17 protein-coding genes are annotated in these 17,242 nt (G+C 35.4%); 8 read left to right on the top strand and 9 right to left on the bottom strand.

The features are described 5' to 3' along the window. Nucleotides 1–12 precede the first annotated feature (12 nt). The 4 genes from ISU00_RS03215 to ISU00_RS03200 form a co-directional block, all read right to left on the bottom strand. Nucleotides 13–753, bottom strand: a complete 741-nt coding sequence (locus tag ISU00_RS03215; protein ID WP_228852601.1) for an isoprenyl transferase — start codon at nucleotides 751–753, stop codon at nucleotides 13–15. Beyond that, on the bottom strand, nucleotides 753–1,442 hold the full coding sequence (gene porG, locus ISU00_RS03210; RefSeq protein ID WP_228852600.1) for a type IX secretion system protein PorG: 690 nt from the start codon (nucleotides 1,440–1,442) through the stop codon (nucleotides 753–755). The genes ISU00_RS03215 and porG overlap by 1 nt, the downstream gene beginning before the upstream one ends. 99 nt (nucleotides 1,443–1,541) lie before the next feature. After that, a complete protein-coding gene (locus tag ISU00_RS03205; protein ID WP_228852599.1) occupies nucleotides 1,542–2,426 on the bottom strand; it encodes an NAD kinase in 885 nt (294 codons plus the stop codon). Between the two features lie 3 nt (nucleotides 2,427–2,429). Then, entirely contained in the window at nucleotides 2,430–3,086 is a 657-nt protein-coding gene (locus tag ISU00_RS03200) for a CBS domain-containing protein (protein ID WP_228852598.1), read from the bottom strand. A gap of 86 nt (nucleotides 3,087–3,172) precedes the next feature. On the opposite strand from ISU00_RS03200, the gene ISU00_RS03195 reads away from it, so the two are divergent. The 6 genes from ISU00_RS03195 (at nucleotide 3,173) to clpX (ending at nucleotide 8,524) form a co-directional block, all read left to right on the top strand. Then, a complete protein-coding gene (locus tag ISU00_RS03195; protein WP_228852597.1) occupies nucleotides 3,173–3,886 on the top strand; it encodes a pyridoxine 5'-phosphate synthase in 714 nt (237 codons plus the stop codon). Next, on the top strand, nucleotides 3,886–4,653 hold the full coding sequence (locus ISU00_RS03190) for an alpha/beta fold hydrolase (protein ID WP_228852596.1): 768 nt from the start codon (nucleotides 3,886–3,888) through the stop codon (nucleotides 4,651–4,653). Before ISU00_RS03195 ends, ISU00_RS03190 begins: the two co-directional genes overlap by 1 nt. A gap of 45 nt (nucleotides 4,654–4,698) precedes the next feature. Further along, complete coding sequence (locus ISU00_RS03185; RefSeq protein WP_228852595.1) at nucleotides 4,699–5,040, top strand: phage holin family protein; 342 nt, start codon at nucleotides 4,699–4,701, stop codon at nucleotides 5,038–5,040. Between the two features lie 87 nt (nucleotides 5,041–5,127). Further along, nucleotides 5,128–6,450 carry a trigger factor gene (tig, locus tag ISU00_RS03180; protein WP_228852594.1) on the top strand — a complete coding sequence of 441 codons (1,323 nt, stop codon included), beginning with the start codon at nucleotides 5,128–5,130 and terminating at the stop codon, nucleotides 6,448–6,450. A gap of 145 nt (nucleotides 6,451–6,595) precedes the next feature. Continuing rightward, nucleotides 6,596–7,270 (top strand): ClpP family protease, encoded by a 675-nt coding sequence (locus ISU00_RS03175; protein WP_228852593.1) that lies wholly within the window; start codon nucleotides 6,596–6,598, stop codon nucleotides 7,268–7,270. Nucleotides 7,271–7,291: 21 nt separating this feature from the next. Then, nucleotides 7,292–8,524: an ATP-dependent Clp protease ATP-binding subunit ClpX gene (clpX, locus tag ISU00_RS03170; protein WP_228852592.1), complete on the top strand. Its 1,233-nt coding sequence runs from the start codon at nucleotides 7,292–7,294 to the stop codon at nucleotides 8,522–8,524. Nucleotides 8,525–8,765: 241 nt separating this feature from the next. On the opposite strand, the gene ISU00_RS03165 is transcribed toward clpX, so the two are convergent. Further along, nucleotides 8,766–10,298 (bottom strand): GH3 auxin-responsive promoter family protein, encoded by a 1,533-nt coding sequence (locus ISU00_RS03165; protein WP_228852591.1) that lies wholly within the window; start codon nucleotides 10,296–10,298, stop codon nucleotides 8,766–8,768. Nucleotides 10,299–10,423: 125 nt separating this feature from the next. Here ISU00_RS03165 and ISU00_RS03160 point away from each other — a divergent pair, with 125 nt between their 5' ends. After that, a complete protein-coding gene (locus tag ISU00_RS03160; protein ID WP_228852590.1) occupies nucleotides 10,424–11,218 on the top strand; it encodes a DUF2797 domain-containing protein in 795 nt (264 codons plus the stop codon). A 31-nt stretch (nucleotides 11,219–11,249) separates the two neighbouring features. Here ISU00_RS03160 and rpsU read toward each other — a convergent pair whose 3' ends face one another. The 4 genes from rpsU to ISU00_RS03140 form a co-directional block, all read right to left on the bottom strand. Continuing rightward, nucleotides 11,250–11,444 (bottom strand): 30S ribosomal protein S21, encoded by a 195-nt coding sequence (gene rpsU / locus ISU00_RS03155; RefSeq protein ID WP_228852589.1) that lies wholly within the window; start codon nucleotides 11,442–11,444, stop codon nucleotides 11,250–11,252. A gap of 28 nt (nucleotides 11,445–11,472) precedes the next feature. Next, entirely contained in the window at nucleotides 11,473–12,336 is an 864-nt protein-coding gene (locus tag ISU00_RS03150) for a sigma-70 family RNA polymerase sigma factor (protein ID WP_228852588.1), read from the bottom strand. Between the two features lie 175 nt (nucleotides 12,337–12,511). Further along, nucleotides 12,512–15,190: an AsmA-like C-terminal region-containing protein gene (locus ISU00_RS03145; protein WP_228852587.1), complete on the bottom strand. Its 2,679-nt coding sequence runs from the start codon at nucleotides 15,188–15,190 to the stop codon at nucleotides 12,512–12,514. 129 nt (nucleotides 15,191–15,319) lie between these two features. After that, nucleotides 15,320–16,024, bottom strand: a complete 705-nt coding sequence (locus tag ISU00_RS03140; RefSeq protein ID WP_228852586.1) for a queuosine precursor transporter — start codon at nucleotides 16,022–16,024, stop codon at nucleotides 15,320–15,322. Between the two features lie 66 nt (nucleotides 16,025–16,090). Between ISU00_RS03140 and folK the strand changes: the two genes are divergently transcribed. Further along, on the top strand, nucleotides 16,091–17,239 hold the full coding sequence (folK, locus tag ISU00_RS03135; protein WP_228852585.1) for a 2-amino-4-hydroxy-6-hydroxymethyldihydropteridine diphosphokinase: 1,149 nt from the start codon (nucleotides 16,091–16,093) through the stop codon (nucleotides 17,237–17,239). Nucleotides 17,240–17,242 lie beyond the last annotated feature (3 nt).

Raw genomic sequence — 17,242 nt, 5'->3', positions numbered from 1 at the left:
AAAAGATGTTTTTTAGCTAAGTTGTTCGCTTGTTTTTCCAAATCGTCGTTCTCTTTTCTGATAATTAATCAAGGCTTCGTAAAAATCATTTTTTTTGAAATCTGGCCACAAAGTTTTAGTGAAATATAGTTCCGCATAAGCAATCTGCCACAATAGAAAATTGCTGATTCTGTGCTCTCCACTAGTACGAATCAATAAATCGACATCTGGTAAAATTTGCGTGTAAAGATGTTTATTTATAATCGATTCGTCAATATCGTTAACTGAAATTATGTTATTTTTAACTTTATCGCTTATGGCTTTAATAGCACTGATAAGTTCCTCCCTAGATCCATAGCTTAAGGCGAGGGTTAGAACCATATGAGAATTGTTTTTTGTTATTTCCATTACTTCCAACAATTCATTCCTAACCCTCTCAGGTAGATCTGCCAAACAGCCAATGGCGTTAAGTCTTATGTTGTTTTCTGTAAGGGTTTTGATTTCTTTTTTCAACGTCTTTACCAAGAGTTTCATTAAAGTGGAAACCTCAGTCTCTGGCCTATTCCAGTTTTCTGTTGAAAATGCATAAAGTGTTAAATAAGGAATGCCAAGTTTCGCTGAAGCCTCTACGATGTTATTAACAGATTTTGAGCCTCTTTCATGGCCAACAACTCGCATTAGCCCTTTCTTTTTAGCCCATCTTCCGTTACCATCCATAATAACTGCAACATGTTGTGGCAGTCTTTCCTTATCTATTTTTTCTACAATACTCACTAATAATCACAGTAGCATGGTCGCTGACCAAAGGTATAGGTTACTGTAAAGCCAGTAAACATATACCAATCATTGTTTCCTAAATTTCCAAACCTATATTGCTGTCGGTCGCTAGATTCCGGTACACTGCCATCCAACTCATCAGAGGTGGTATAGCGGGCTCCAATTTCGAAACCTAAAACAGTCTGCGGCAATATCCTGGCTTTTACACCAAGTACCATTGGAATTCCCCATGCCCAACTGCTCACACCTTCGTCAATATAATTACCATTAAAATCGAAATAATGATTATCGTGATTGGCTACGCTGATACCTGTGTAAAGATATGGTGTAAGTTGGTTTCCTGGCTCATGCAGGTTATACTCCCAAAAAGTAAATTCCATTCCAGCCGAAATTTCAAAAATTCCGTCACTAAAACGATAATTCCTTTGCTTACGCCGCGGATCATCGGAGAGTTTATCTTCTCCAACAATATCCGCATAAATGAAAGAAATCCTATATGCATGTCTTTCACTTCTATTCCATTTTAGAATAGCGCCATAAGCAACTTGGTTAGGCGAAATGTAATTGGTTCTACCAACGTCCCCGATTACGTTACTTCCACCACCAAATACACCTACTTCGTAGATTTGGGAGCTTACAGTTTTTACACAGAGAATACTTACCAATAGCGATAATAAATACCTCATAAAATTTTAAAAGTTTGCAAATATAACAATATTGTAGACCCTATAACAATTTGATTGAAATAGTCTTACAGTAAAACATAGAATCTGTGGTTTTATTGTCTAATTTCTTCTGTCTTCACCCCAAAGTAACTTCCTTCTCAAGGTATCTATGAAAGTTTCATTTGGCAATTCGATCATTTTTATTCTAAAATTAGCCCTTTTAATTGTTACAGTTGCAGAATTATGCAGGGTGGCAATCCTTGAATCCAAAGAAATAAGATACTGATCTTCCCTGCCACTTACTTTCAAAGTAATTTTTGTTTCACTGGGTATTACCAATGGCCGGGCACTTAAATTGTGAGGAGCAATGGGGGTTAAAACTAAACTATCATCTGCCGGAGTAATCACAGGTCCTCCACAACTTAAAGAATAACCTGTTGACCCAGTTGGGGTTGCGATAATTAAGCCATCGGCCCAATAAGATGTTAGGTATTCGTCATCTAAATGGGTCTCCACTGTTATCATGGACGTCGTATTTTTTCTGCTCACCGCAACTTCATTTAGGGCATAGTTTATTTTTTGGATATCCTCATTTTCGGGTGTGGTGGTAACCGCCAATAAAGTACGTTCTGATATTTTATAATTTTTCTCAAAAATGTGCTCTAGAGCTCTTTCTATTTCATCAAATCTTATCGTTGCTAAAAATCCTAATCTACCAGTGTTAATTCCAACTATAGGAATTCCATAATCCCCAACAAAAGTAATAGCCCTTAATATTGTACCATCACCACCAATAGTTACCAATAGTTCGTAACTGGCATCTAATTTTTCAAATGTCCTAAGATTAAGGTTGTCTGATAGCGTTGATTTTTTTTCTGTAAGTAGATTAAAAAAATCTTTTTCAATAAATAAAAGAGAATCTTTGAGAGTAGCACTTTTGATTAACGCTTCTACACTCTCTTGGGTGTTTTTGTGGCTATATTGCCCAAAGACTGCAATTTTCAAGAATTAAATATTTAGGTATTTATTGAGATAATCAGACCTGTCTTTTAAATTCTCCATATAGGTGTCTTCCTCATGGCCCGCAACAATATTATAGCTGTACCGCCTAAAAGTTTGGATAATTTCATTGAGCCCCGTACCGCCAATTCTCAAAGTGATTTGAATAACATCCTTATCAATTTCTGAAATAAAGGCTCCTAAAATACGGCCAGAATTGGTTTCTACTATTTGACTTATTTCGCTAAATGAGTAGTCTTGAATACCTTTTTCTACAATTAAGACACCTCCAGATTCGGCAAAAAATGGGGTTTCATTGAATAATCCAATAATATCTCCCAATTCATAATACCCTAGATAAGAATTATTTTCATCTAATACTGGCATTATATTACAAGAATTTTGCGCGAAGGCTTCTAATACATCAAGCCAATTGGTTGTTGACCTTACGAAAAAACCCTCCAAAGAATAATTGCATTCTGCAATAGTCTCAGCTTCGTCAAAACAATAAGCATCGGTCTCAGAAATGCAGCCAATGTAATGACCGTCATTCTCAACAGGTACGTGGGAGTAGGTTAATTCGTGAAAACACAATTGCAAATCGCTAACCTTCTCATTAATATTTAAAGGCTTTAAATCATTAATTATGTATTGGTTTAAATGCATTTTTTATGAATAAAATTCATTGCAAATTAATCAAAAATAACTTCAATCGGGTGTTGACAGTTCGTATTTTTGTCTAAAGCTTTAAAATGACGAAACTAAGCGTAAATATTAATAAAATAGCCACCTTGCGAAACTCGCGAGGGGGTGATCTACCCAATGTTGTAAAGTTTGCCATAGACGCCGAAAGATTCGGGGCAGAGGGGATAACAGTACATCCTCGCCCAGACGAAAGGCATATTCGATATCAGGATGTTTTTGATTTAAAACCGGTTGTTACAACTGAGTTTAATATAGAAGGTAAGCCTATAGGTAAGTTCATGGATTTGGTTTTAGAAGTTAAGCCTACACAAGTCACCTTGGTGCCTGATGCTGAAAATGCAATTACATCAAACGCGGGTTGGGATACAAAAAGACATAAAGAATTTCTTTCTGAGGTTATTTCAGAATTTAAAGCAAACGGAATACGAACCTCCATTTTTGTTGACCCAGTTCTTGAAATGGTTGAAGGGGCCAGGCAGACAGGGACAGACAGAATAGAGTTATATACCGAGCATTTCGCATCTGAATACGGGAAGGGAAATGAAAATGCAATAATTGCATATTCAGAAGCTGCAAAATTAGCCGGTTCAATTGGTCTGGGTGTAAATGCGGGCCACGATCTTTCCTTGGATAACATTCGTTTTTTTAAGGAAAATGTTCCAAATTTACTTGAAGTATCTATTGGCCATGCTTTAATTAGCGAAAGCCTTTATTTTGGGGTTGAAAACGTAATTCAAATGTATCTTCAAAAATTGAAGTGATGAAATTATATTCAAATATTATTGGTGAAGGCAAACCGATTTTGATTCTTCATGGATTTATGGGTATGGGTGATAATTGGAAAACAATTGCAGCCAAATTAGCTGAAGATGGGTACGAGGTGCATTTAGTAGACCAAAGAAATCACGGGCGCAGTTTTCACGACGATGACTTCAGTTATGAGGTAATGGGTAAAGATATTAAAGAATATTGTGATGCGCATGGAATTAAAGGTACCATTATTATGGGGCATTCAATGGGTGGTAAAACTGCAATGACCGTTGCAAGTGAGTATCCCGGATTAATTGAAAAGTTAATTGTTGCTGATATTTCTCCGAGATTTTACCCTGTGCACCACGAGCAAATTTTGAAAGGTTTGCGATATATAGAGAAAAATGAGCCTAAAAGTAGGGGCGAAGCGGATGAATTGCTGTCTAAATATGTTACGGATAGTGGTGTTCGGCAATTCTTGCTTAAGAATCTTTATCGAGATGATGATAATAACCTTAAGTTAAGGTTGAACTTGGCAGTGCTCTCTGAGAAGGTTGAGGAGGTGGGAGAATCGTTGCCTTCATTTGCTAAATATGATGGTCCAACCTTGTTTGTAAGAGGTGATCGCTCTGAATATATCCATGATGGAGATTTAGCCCATATAAAACATCATTTTCCTAATGCTGTGGTTAAAACCGTAAATGATGCTGGTCATTGGTTGCACGCTGAAAATCCAGAAGAATTTTTACGGATAGTAACAGAATTCCTTAGAAATTAACTAATTTCAGAGGAAATTATAACCAACAAATTTAAACTCTAATAGATGAAACTTTTAATTAGGTTATTAGTGACAGGGATATTAGTGCTTCTAATTGCAAATTTGCTACCGGGGGTGCAAGTTGAAAGTTATTTAAGCGCTGTTATAGTGGCCATTGTTTTGGCATTGCTTAATGTGTTACTAAAACCAATACTTGTAATTCTAACCCTGCCCGTTACAATTTTAACATTTGGCCTCTTTTTATTGGTAATAAATGCCATAATTATACTTTTGGCAAGTAGTCTAATAGGTGGTTTTGATGTGGGTGGATTTTGGATTGCGGTACTTTTTAGTATACTTCTTTCAATCTGCCAGGCCATACTTTTTTCTTGGCTAAAAGAAGATTGATATTTATCTGAGTTACAATAACTTTAAAACTTTGTTGGGATGTGAAAAAATATGTACTTTTGCATCCCAATTTTTATAGGATTCAGAATGAATATTACCAGAGAGAACATCGATGAATTAAATGCCGTTGTAAAGGTAGAAATCGCTAAAGAAGATTATAGCGATAAAGTTGAAAAAATATTGACTGATTACAGAAGAACAGCCAATATTCCTGGATTTAGAAAAGGTCATGTGCCGATGTCCTTAGTTAAGAAGCAATACGGTAAGGCCGTGTTAGTAGATGAGGTAAACAAATTGCTTCAAGATGCACTTAATAAGTATCTCACAGAAGAAAAGTTAGATGTACTTGGAAATCCACTTCCAAAACCACAAGATAACTTGGATTGGGATTCAGATGATTTTTCATTTGAGTTCGAATTGGGTTTGTCGCCTGAATTTGAAATTGATTTGAAACCTAAAAAAGCCATAACACAATATAACATTGTGGCAGATGTAAAAATGGTAGACGATCAAGTTGAGCACATTAGGAAACAATATGGCAAGATTGTTTCCCAAGATGAGGTTCAAAAAGATTCGGAAGTTACGGGTGATTTCGTAAATATGGAATTGAATATCCAAAACAATGCAACCTTTCCGTTAGATAAATTGAAGGATGCAAAAGTTGAAAAGAAATTTTTGGGAGCAAAAGTTGGCGATGAAATAACTTTAAATACAAAGACTCTATTTAAGGATAATCATGATTTAATGACTTATTTGAAGGTAACTCACGACCAAGCTCACGACCTTGATGCTGATGTAACTTTCACAATTAAAGAAATAAATAATAGAGAGTTAGCTGATCTAGATCAAGAATTGTTTGATAAAATACTTGGCAAGGGAACAGTGACTACTGTTACCGAATTAAAGGACAGAATTAAAACCGATTCTGAAAAGCAATTTCAGCAGCAGTCAGATCAAAAACTTTTGAATGATGTAACCGAGTTTTTGGTTGAAAACACCAAATTTGAGTTGCCGGCAACATTTTTACAAAAATGGATGCAAACCGCTGGTGAGGAGCCAATGGATGAGCAGCAAGCCCAGGAGGAATACGAACGTACCGAGAAAAGTATTCGTTACCAATTAATTGAAGGTAAGTTAATAGAAGACCATAAGCTTCAAGTTACTTTTGAGGAGTTGAAAAATCATACAATGGACATGGTTAAGGTTCAGATGGCACAATTTGGTCAAACTGACCCTAGTACAGAAGATTTAGAGAATATTGCATCTAGAATATTGAGTAACAAGGAAGAGGTTAGAAGATTGTCAGAGCAATTGACCAGTCAGAAGCTGTTAAACCTTTATAAAAATGAGGTTAATCTCAAGGCAAAAACCATAACTTACGATGATTTTGTAAAAGAGTTTTACAGCTAAGTGTTGAGAGATAAAATCCGTATATTTAGAGCGTAAAACCTGCAGGTTTTACGCTCTTTTTTTAAGAGAAAATATATTTATAAAACTTAAAGTTAATCAGGATTTTAGGTGAAACTTGACCTAAAATTTTTAGAAAAAAGACTACATGAATTTCGGTAAAGAATTTGAAAAATTTGCTATTAAGGACCAAGGTGTAAGTAGTACTTACTATGATAAAATTATTACCAGTATGATGCCGGTTGGTCTTACTCCAAATATTATTGAAGAACGGCAGATGAATGCGGTTGCAATGGATGTGTTTTCCAGATTGATGATGGATCGTATTATTTTTATGGGTACCGCCATAAACGATCAAGTTGCCAATATAATACAGGCTCAGTTGCTGTTTTTGGAGAGTACTGACGCTTCGAAAGACATTCAGATTTATATAAACTCTCCTGGAGGAAGTGTCTATGCAGGTTTGGGAATATATGACACTATGCAGCTTATTAAACCAGATGTTGCTACTATTTGTACAGGTATGGCTGCCTCAATGGGAGCAGTATTGCTATGTGCCGGACAAAAAGGTAAGCGTAGTGGTTTAACCCACTGCCGTGTTATGATCCATCAGCCAATGAGTGGGGCACAAGGCCAGGCGAGTGATATAGAAATTGCGGTTAAGGAGGTTATTAAATTAAAGGAGGAGCTTTACAATATTATAAGCAAGCACAGTGGCCAAAGTTATGATAAGGTGTATGAGGATAGCGATCGTGATTTTTGGATGAAGGCGGAAGAAGCCAAAGAATATGGAATGATAGACGAAGTTCTAGGTTCCAAATAAAGGAAAAGGAAATAAAAATTTATGGCGAAGGAAGAATTAGAATGTTCATTTTGCGGAAGGAAAAAATCTGAAACCAATTTGCTCATTGCAGGTCTAGATGCCCATATCTGTGATAGGTGCATTGAGCAGGCTCATGGTATAGTGTTGGAGGAATCCCGTCAGAGTGACAATTCTGAACTATCTACCGAATTAATGCTGCGAAAGCCTCAGCAGATTAAAAAGTTTTTAGACGAATATATCATTGGGCAGGAGTATACCAAAAAAATAATGTCCGTGGCTGTTTACAATCACTATAAGCGATTGTTACAGCCAGCTGATGAAGACGATATTGAAATACAAAAGAGCAATATTGTCATGGTAGGGCAGACAGGTACAGGTAAAACTCTTATTGCAAAAACAGTTGCGAAGATGCTAAATGTGCCTCTTGCAATTGTGGATGCAACCGTTTTAACGGAAGCTGGATATGTAGGTGAAGATGTCGAGAGTATTTTAACACGTTTGTTACAAGCAGCTGACTATAATTTGGAGAAAGCGGAAAAGGGAATTGTTTTCATCGATGAAATCGATAAGATTGCGAGGAAAAGTGACAATCCTTCAATAACCAGAGATGTTTCGGGTGAAGGCGTCCAACAAGCTTTATTAAAACTTCTAGAAGGTACTGTGGTAAATGTTCCTCCGAAAGGTGGAAGAAAACATCCGGATCAGAAATTTATTGAGGTGAATACCGAACACATCTTATTTATTGCAGGCGGTGCTTTTGACGGTATTGAGAAAATAATTTCGAAAAGACTTAATATGGCGGCTATAGGTTATAAGGCTGCGCATGATGATGAAAGAATTGACTCTTCAAACCTACTGCAATATATAATTCCTAAAGATTTAAAAGATTATGGTTTAATTCCAGAAATCATTGGTCGTTTACCTGTTTTAACCTATATGGATCCTTTGGATGCGGATACATTAAGGGCTATTCTAACTGAACCAAAAAATGCAATTATTAAGCAATACAAGAAGTTGTTTGATATGGATGGCATTCAGTTTACCATTTCTGAAGGAGCTTTAAATTATATAGTTGAAAAGGCTATTGAATATAAATTGGGAGCTAGAGGTTTAAGGTCTTTATGTGAAGAGGTTCTAACAGATGCAATGTTTGAGCTACCAAGTAGTGATGTTAAGACATTGAAGGTTGATAAAGAGTATGCGGAAGAAAAGCTTTCGAAAACAACCCTTAAAAAATTAAAAGCTGTGTCTTAAACGGTAAAAGATAAAAAAAAGAAACCACTCAATTTGAGTGGTTTTTTTATTAAGAATATGTTGGATTGATTAACTAATAATTACATCGGGATGTAAGTATTTTTTGGAGCGAATCGGTCAGTGTTTTCTCGATTGCTTTGTAAATATAGATGCATTTTTGTAAGAATAAAATTACCAAAGGCAATATTAGACAAAGAATAAATTAAAGTCGTTTAAAAATAAGCTACTGCAATTTTTTCCGTTAATCAGCAGTATGTAGTTGTCCATTTAAGTACAGTAATTCCTCCAAATAATCTCTAGAATTAGATAAGCGTGGAACTTTATGTTGTCCTCCAAGTTTATTTTGCTTTTTTAGCCAATTGTAAAATAATTTCGGTTCGGCAATATTTATTTTTGGAAGTTCAAGCGTCATATTATTATATCGCTTTGCCTCATAGTCTGAGTTTAGAGTTTGTAATGCAAAGTCTAGCTCTGCCGTAAATTGGGTGAGGTTTTCAGGAGGTTTTTTAAACTCAATTAACCATTCATGGGTACCAGTTTTATCTGTACTCATAAATATGGGTGCAACAGTATAATCCACTATTTCGGCATTAGTTATGCGACAAACCCGTTTTAAAGCTTCTTCGGTATTCTCGATTATGAGCTCTTCCCCAAATACGTTTATGTGGTGCTTTGTTCGGCCAGAAACCCTTATTCTATATGGTTTCACAGACATAAACTTAACAGTGTCACCAATTTTATACCGCCATAAGCCAGAATTAGTAGTGATAACAACTGCATAATTTTTTCCTACTTTCACACCGTCTAGAGTCACCACCTTTTGGTTGTTTGTTCCATAGGATTCCATATCAATAAATTCATAGAAAATCCCATAATCTAACATTAACAATAAATCTGAGGAATTGTTTTGATCTTGTATGGCAAAAAATCCCTCTGATGCATTGTAGATTTCATAATATCTAAAACTTTCTTTAGGGAAAATCTTAAGATACTGGTCACGGTAGGGTACAAAACTTACGCCTCCATGAAAATACACCTCAAGATTTGGCCAGATGTCTAGTAATGAAGATTTCCCGGTATAATCTAAGACGCTATTTAACAATACCAGCATCCAAGACGGTACACCGGCTAAACTGGTAACGTTTTCTTGTATTGTCTCTTCAACAATAGCTTTCATTTTGGTTTCCCAATCACTCATTAAGGAAACACGGTTGCAGGGAGTACTGCTAAATTCGGCCCAAAATGGCATGTTGTCAATCAATATTGCAGAAAGGTCGCCAAAAACGGTTCCATTTTCTTCATACAATTCCTTACTTCCGCCAAGGCGGAGGCTTTTTCCTGTAAATAATTGAGAGTCCTCATTATTATTCAAATACATACAGAGTAAATCTTTACTTGCGGCGTAATGGCAATCCTCTAGAGATGCCTCGCTAACTGGAATAAATTTGCTCTTTGCATTTGTGGTACCGCTAGATTTGGCAAACCATTTTATTGGTTCAGGCCAAAAAATGTTAGATTCGCCTCGTCTAGATCGCTCAATTAATGGTTGACATTCCTCATAGGATGAAATTGGCACCCTTTCCCTAAAAGTATGATAGTTATGGATTGATTGAAAATCGTATTTTCTTCCGATTTCGGTGTCTTTGGCAATTTGAATTAAATCCATCAAAATTTCATTCTGCACCTCATTGGGGTACTTTAAAAACAATTCAATTTGGTGAAATCTCTTCTTAAGAAACCACGAAGCAATTGAGTTAACAAATGGGAATGCCATGGACCTAGTTCTTTGAAAATTAAAAATACTAATTTTTTTTCCTTTGAAAATTCTGCAAAGGCGAATACACTATTATTGATAGTTGTATTTTTAACCTTTCAAATTACATACAAAATTCTTGCAGGATGAAATATGAAGGTGTTCTTCGGAAAATGGAAACTGAATTTACCGATCCGATCAATTATTATTTGATTTTTGAGTCTGATTTTATCAATTTAAATCAGGTTTTGGAAAAGGAAATGGAGTTTAGATTTTTGCATTATCAGTGTCTAAATTGTGGATTAGATAAACCTATTTATCGTCAAGGTTATTGCAGAAGTTGCTTTTTTGAGATTCCACAGGCTGCGGAATGGATTATGAAACCAGAATTGAGTAAAGCACATTTGGGTCAGGAGGATCGAGATCTTGAGTATGAAAAGAAAGTTCAACTTCAGCCTCACATAGTGTACCTGGCAAACTCAAGTAATGTAAAAGTTGGTGTCACTAGGCGCAGTCAAGTACCAACCAGATGGATCGATCAAGGTGCGCATGAAGCAATTGAAATTGTTGAAGTTCCTAATAGATATTTGGCTGGAATTACCGAAGTAGCCTTAAAAGATCATGTAAGTGACAAAACCAATTGGAGGACAATGCTAAAAAATGAAATTAAAGATGAAAATTTGGTTGAGTGGCGCGATAATTTGGAGAAATATATTCCAGAGGAGGTAAAAAGTTATTTCATTTCTAACAATTCTGAAACAAATATCCATTTCCCTGTTTTGAGATATCCCACTAAATTAAATTCTTTAAACCTGGAGAAGTCTCAACAATTCAAAGGCAAATTAATGGGGATAAAAGGGCAATATCTAATCTTCGAAGATAATACAGTTTTTAATGTGCGCTCGTCCGAAGGACTATATGTTTCAATAGAAATAAACTAAAAGGCCCGCTTTGCGCGAGCCTTTTATATGTTTATAGATTTTCGTCATCCCGCAAACCTTGTATGTAAGCGGCCTTTTGAATTTCTCTTCTTCGTTTAACAGATTTTTTGGTGAAGTGTTGGTTTTCCCTAAGATTCTGCATCACTTTAACATTGCGATGTTTTCTCTTATACCTTTTTAGGGCTCTTTCAATACTTTCACCGTCTTTAACAATAATTTTTAACATTAAATATTCCTTCCTTTTTTATTAATAATTAACCTAAATAGGTCTTTAAAATTCTACTTTTTGTGGTGTGTCTCAGGCGTCTAATACCTTTCTCTCTAATTTGTCGGACACGCTCTCTGGTGAGATCAAAAGTCTTGCCAATTTCATCGAGGGTCATTGGTGGTTGGTTGTTTAAGCCAAAATTCATTCTGATTACGTCTCCTTCCTTTTCGCTTAGGGTATCCAAGGCTCTTTCAATTTCCATGCTCAAGGATTCTTTAATTAAAATTTTATCTGGTTTCGGAGATTCTCCAGATTTAATAACGTCATAGAGATTAGATGTTTCACCTTCCTTTAATGGTGCATCCATTGATACATGTCGTCCTGAGTTTTTAAGAGATTGTTTAACGTCACTTACAGTCATGTCGAGCTCACGAGCCAATTCTTCTGCACTTGGCGGACGCTCATTTACCTGCTCTAAATAGGAGAAAGCCTTGTTTATCTTGTTAATACTTCCAATTTTATTTAAGGGAAGTCTAACAACACGAGCCTGCTCTGCCAATGCTTGTAAAATTGCCTGGCGAATCCACCAAACGGCATAAGAGATAAATTTGAAACCACGTGTTTCATCAAAACGTTTAGCCGCTTTCACTAATCCTGCATTACCTTCATTGATTAAATCGGGCAGCTTTAAACCTTGATTTTGATATTGCTTGGCTACGGAAACCACAAATCTTAAGTTAGCCGTTGTGAGTTTTTCTAAAGCTCTCTGATCACCTTTTTTTATCCTTTGTGCTAATTCTACCTCCTCGTCTGCGGTAATCATTGGAATCTTGCTAATGTCTTGAAGATATTTGTCTAGCGATTTAGATTCTCGGTTGGTAACTTGTTTCGTGATTTTTAATTGCCTCATATATTTATATTTCTCTGTGAATACTACAAGAATACATAATAGTCTTTTTTTTGAAAAAAGCAAATCAATTAGCAATTCTTTTAGAAAAAGCACAATAAATCTCCCGTTTTGGCACAAAAAAGCCCAAATTCTTTAATTTTTTAGAGAATTTGGGCTGCAGGGTTAATAAGTATGTTTAATTCTTACTTGTTGAGTCTTTAACTGTTTTTCGAGATTTAATCAATCCTCCTAAGACATCCTTAACACTTTTCTCCGCAGCTTTTTTAATTGTGGTTGAGGTTGTGTCTGTTGGGAATGGCATTGTAGGAATAGAATCTCTAATAATCGAATCTCTAGGTTTTTCTATCGGTTTTTCGGTTTGTTCTCCCTTTTTTGCCATGGTACCGATTAACTCTCTTATTTTGTCGGTTCCCTTATTAATCATTTTTTCCTTTTCAATTTCGATCAGTTGTTTGGTTAATTCAGAAACGCTTGAACTTAAATCAGTTGATACTCTTGGATTAGAAAAAGTTCCAGCAAGTTTGGCCGTAACTGGGATTGAAATATTGTTTACTTGGTTATTGTCTATTTTACCGATTAGGCGATTAACCTCGCTCCCTAGATATTTAGATGGAACATTTAAGGTTAACTTATAGTCCATGGTATTATCGAAACTATGGCTGCCAGATGCTACTATTTTTATATCCTTGTAATTAACATTGAATGGTTTTACATGTACTAGACCATCTGAAAAATCTAAGTTCAGTTTAAAATCGCGAAGGTCCAATTTCGTAAAATCAATGAAATTTAAAGCACCCCCTAATTCTTGTAGAACTTTGGAGGTTTCAGGGGTAATTACATCAGTTAATAATTCTGCAAAGGCACTACCTGAAATAGTTTGCAGGTTTGGGCTTAATTCATCATTTAAACTTCCCTTTATTGAAATAGTAGTGTTTAATTTTCCATGTAATGCCTTGGCAATAGGCGCTAAATTTTGCAACAGTTTCAAATTATTGAATGATTCTTCCACATTAAATCCTTCTGCCCCAATATTCATATTAAATACAGGAGTATCCGATTTGGTAGATACGTTTCCTGCAACCGCCAAAATGCCGTCGAATAATTTAGAAGTTACATTAGTTAAGCTAGCCTGCTGGTCCTTTACAGCAAGGGTCCCATTTACATCGCTTAGTACAAGATCATCATAGATAACCTTATTTGCATTTACATTTAACGTGCAGGTTAAGAATTCGGGAATTTTAGTGCCTGCCTTTTTCTGGTTACTGTTGGTTGTTTCTGCAGGGTCCGTGCTAGGTTCGTCCTCAACCATCAAATCAGCAACATTCAAGGTATTGGAATTCACATTGAAATTTCCCTGTAGTCCTTTTTTTCCAAGTAAAAATCCCACTAAATTGTAAATCGTTCCGGTTGCATTTAAGTCACTCTGCCCTGTTTTTGACGAAAAACTGTTAAGGGTAACATTTCCAGAATTCAAGGTCATTTCTGCCTTATCTATTTGAATAGGATTTGGAGCTCCATCTGGACTAAATACCAAGTTAGTTATAGATACCGTCCCTTTATTTCGAATTCGATCATACGCATTACGATTGATGGCCTCCATGTCAAAATTAGTATGGACATTAGCCCTCAAAATTCCACTTAATTGCTGGTCGAATTCAACTGGATAAGCTTGTGAAATATTGTTAAGATTGATTGTACCATTTAGGTGAGCGTCCACTATAGTATTTCCACTTAAATCCTTCAATACAGCTGTGGTCTGGAAGCGGTCTGTGTCGATCTTAAAATCTAAATTTTTTATGTCTATATAAGTGTCATCTGCGTTTCCTGTCGTATTCAAAATAGCCACATCCATGCTAATATTTTCAACTTTTTTAGGAAGGTTAGGATATTTGAAACTGGCATTATCCGACATTATTTTAATGTCGATATTAGGGATTCTTTCTTCAGTACTCATGCCTTTTATATTGCCTACTACCTTAAATTCACCTGTAGATTCAACGTCATTGAAATTTTTAGAATATTGTTGAGGCATTATTGCCAAAAAGGATTTAAAGTCAGATTCTTCATTCTCAAACGAGATGTCTATTTCTTGTCCATTTTCTAATTGTTGCACATAGCCTTTGAAGGTAAGAGGCAATTGGTTAATAAGGCCTTTATTTTCTTTAAATGTGTATCGCTGATTCTCTGAATCCATTAAAATGGTAGCGTTCAGTTTAACAGGATTATTATCTAAATAATTTGTGCTATCAATAGAAAAGCTAACATTTGCACGGCTTTCTGTAATTAGTTCTGAAGCATTGGAACTAAAATTACCTTTACCGGAATGGTTGAGGTCCGCTATATTAATTAAAAGATTTTGGCTTTCATCTAAATATGAAAAGGCACTGTTGTTAATTTGGTAATCCTTAATATCATAGGCAAATTCAGTCGGGGTTTTAGTAGTATCATTCTGCTTAGCGATATCGAAATTTTCATTACCAAAGGAATCCACTTTCAATGTTAATAGAGCTTCATCCACCTTAATGGAATTAATTGTCATTGCGCCATTTTCCTTCTTTTTAAGTAGTTCTTTTATAGGAATGCTGAAGGATATAGATTTGGCGGTAGCAAGAGTTTCACCCTCAAATGGTTTATTGTTATGAATAACTAATCCATTTATGTCTACCTGTGCCTTTGGAAAGGATTTGAAGAAACTTAAGTCGACTTCATCCCAGTCTACCTGAGCATTTACCGAATTGTTGACATAGCGCTTAACAACATCTTCTATTTGGGATTGAAAAACAAATGGTACTAGTGCCAATATAATTAAAATCACTATTAAAAGTGATCCTATAATTTTTAAAACTCGTTTCATTTCTTATTGGTTGTTTAATGAAATACGTTTAAAAGGTATGTCAAGGATTATGCAGTAATTAACTCATTTAGGAAAATATTAACCTCTAGCACCCATTATTGCAAGGATTTAATAAAACTTTAATAGGTTTTAGGCTAATGACAATTCGTCGTTTCTACCTAAATTGAATTTTTTCCTTAATAAATATACACCCAAGTAAAGAAGGGGAGTGTCGATTATAGCAATGCAAACTTTAAAGGCAAATCCACTCACCAATAACCCCGAAAATCGGTCCCATTCTATTTTGTTGAATGAGCACAATAGCAGTAATACAGTAAAAGTGTCAATAAACTGACTACTGAAAGTAGAAAAATTATTTCTCAGCCATAGGTGGCGACCATCTGTTATTCGTTTCCAGAAATGGTAAATTTGGATATCGACAAATTGTGCAAATAGATAGGCCATCATACTAGCAAATACAGCAATTGCAGTACTTCCAAAAACTTTCGAAAACAATGAATCGCCAACTGGCGACCATGAGGTGGCCGGTACAATATTGGCGGTATGAACAATTAGGAGAGAAAATGCAGAAGCAAAAATACCAGCTACAACAACTCGATTTGCGAGTTTTTTTCCATAAATCTCACTGATAAGATCCGTTATTAAAAAAGTAATAGGATAGGGCAAAATACCTACTGATATTTCAAATAATTTACTTCCAAAAATTTCCAGGTCGAAGGGATACCAAAAGAAAAATTTTTGAAAAATTAAATTGGATACCACTAAAGCAGTTATGAATAATGCGGCTAAATATAAATAGGTTTTATGGGCAGCTAGTTGGTTTGGATTGGTCATATGTGGATAAATACTTCGAACAAATATAACTTAAAGTGATTATCTTTTAGTTAATTTGACCCCTGTATGACAGCAGTAAATCGCGTATTCTTAGGCTTGGGATCTAATATCGGGGATCGAATGAAGTTCCTGCAAACTGCAATTAATTTGATCTTTCAAAAAGTTGGTAAAATTGAGAATATTTCGCGTGTTTATGAAACTCCGTCATTGGGTTTTGAGGCTGATGATTTTCTTAATTGCTGTGTTGAGGTAGAAATAGACAATCTCAATCATCAGGAGTTGTTGTCCAAGTTACAGCATATAGAACAAGAGATTGGTAGAAAGCCAAAGACAAGCCTAGGTTACGAATCTCGTCCCATAGATATTGATGTCCTTCTTATTGATGATCAAATTATAGACGAAATTGATTTGCAAGTACCTCATCCTGGTATGGATCATCGTAATTTTGTTTTATTTCCCTTATCCAATATCCTTCCTGAATTTAAGCATCCAATTTCTGGTAAGGTTTTAAAGGAGATGTTAGGTACGGTGGAACCTATTACACCCATAAATCAATGGCTTAAGAATCCAATAAAAAAATATTCCTTTGAAATGCTTAATTATTTGGCGATTGAAGGTAATATTGGGGCAGGGAAAACAAGTTTGGCCTCAAAAATCTCACAAGATTTCAATGCCAAATTGATTCTTGAGCGCTTTGCCGACAACCCTTTTCTTCCTAAGTTTTATAAAGAACCTAGTCGGTATGCGTTTACCTTAGAAATGTCTTTTTTAGCCGATAGATACCAGCAAATTAATGAAGATTTGGCGCAGTTAGATTTGTTTAAGGAGTTCGTTGTTAGTGATTATGACATTTTTAAATCCTTAATTTTTTCGAAAGTTACTTTAGCGGAAGATGAATTTCGTCTTTATAGGAAATTATTCTACCTAATGTATAAAGATATCGCTAAGCCCGATTTGTATATCTATTTATATCAAAACACTGATCGCTTAAGAGAAAATATTGCTAAAAGAGGACGGGATTATGAACAGGAAATTCAGCCGGATTATCTGGAGAGAATAAACGAAGGGTATTTGCAGTTTTTGAAAAACAATCAAGAAATGCCGGTAAAAATTATTGATATTTCAGATAAAGATTTTGTTTCCTCTAGGAGGGATTACCTAGAGATTTTGGATAAAATTCAGGAATCTTACACTTCCGTTCAACCGCAACATTAAGTC

The sequence above is a fragment of the Aegicerativicinus sediminis genome, from assembly GCF_015476115.1.
Classification (GTDB): domain Bacteria; phylum Bacteroidota; class Bacteroidia; order Flavobacteriales; family Flavobacteriaceae; genus Aegicerativicinus; species Aegicerativicinus sediminis.
Note: the sequence above shows the minus strand (reverse complement) of the source record. Positions and strands in the feature narration are given on the sequence as shown.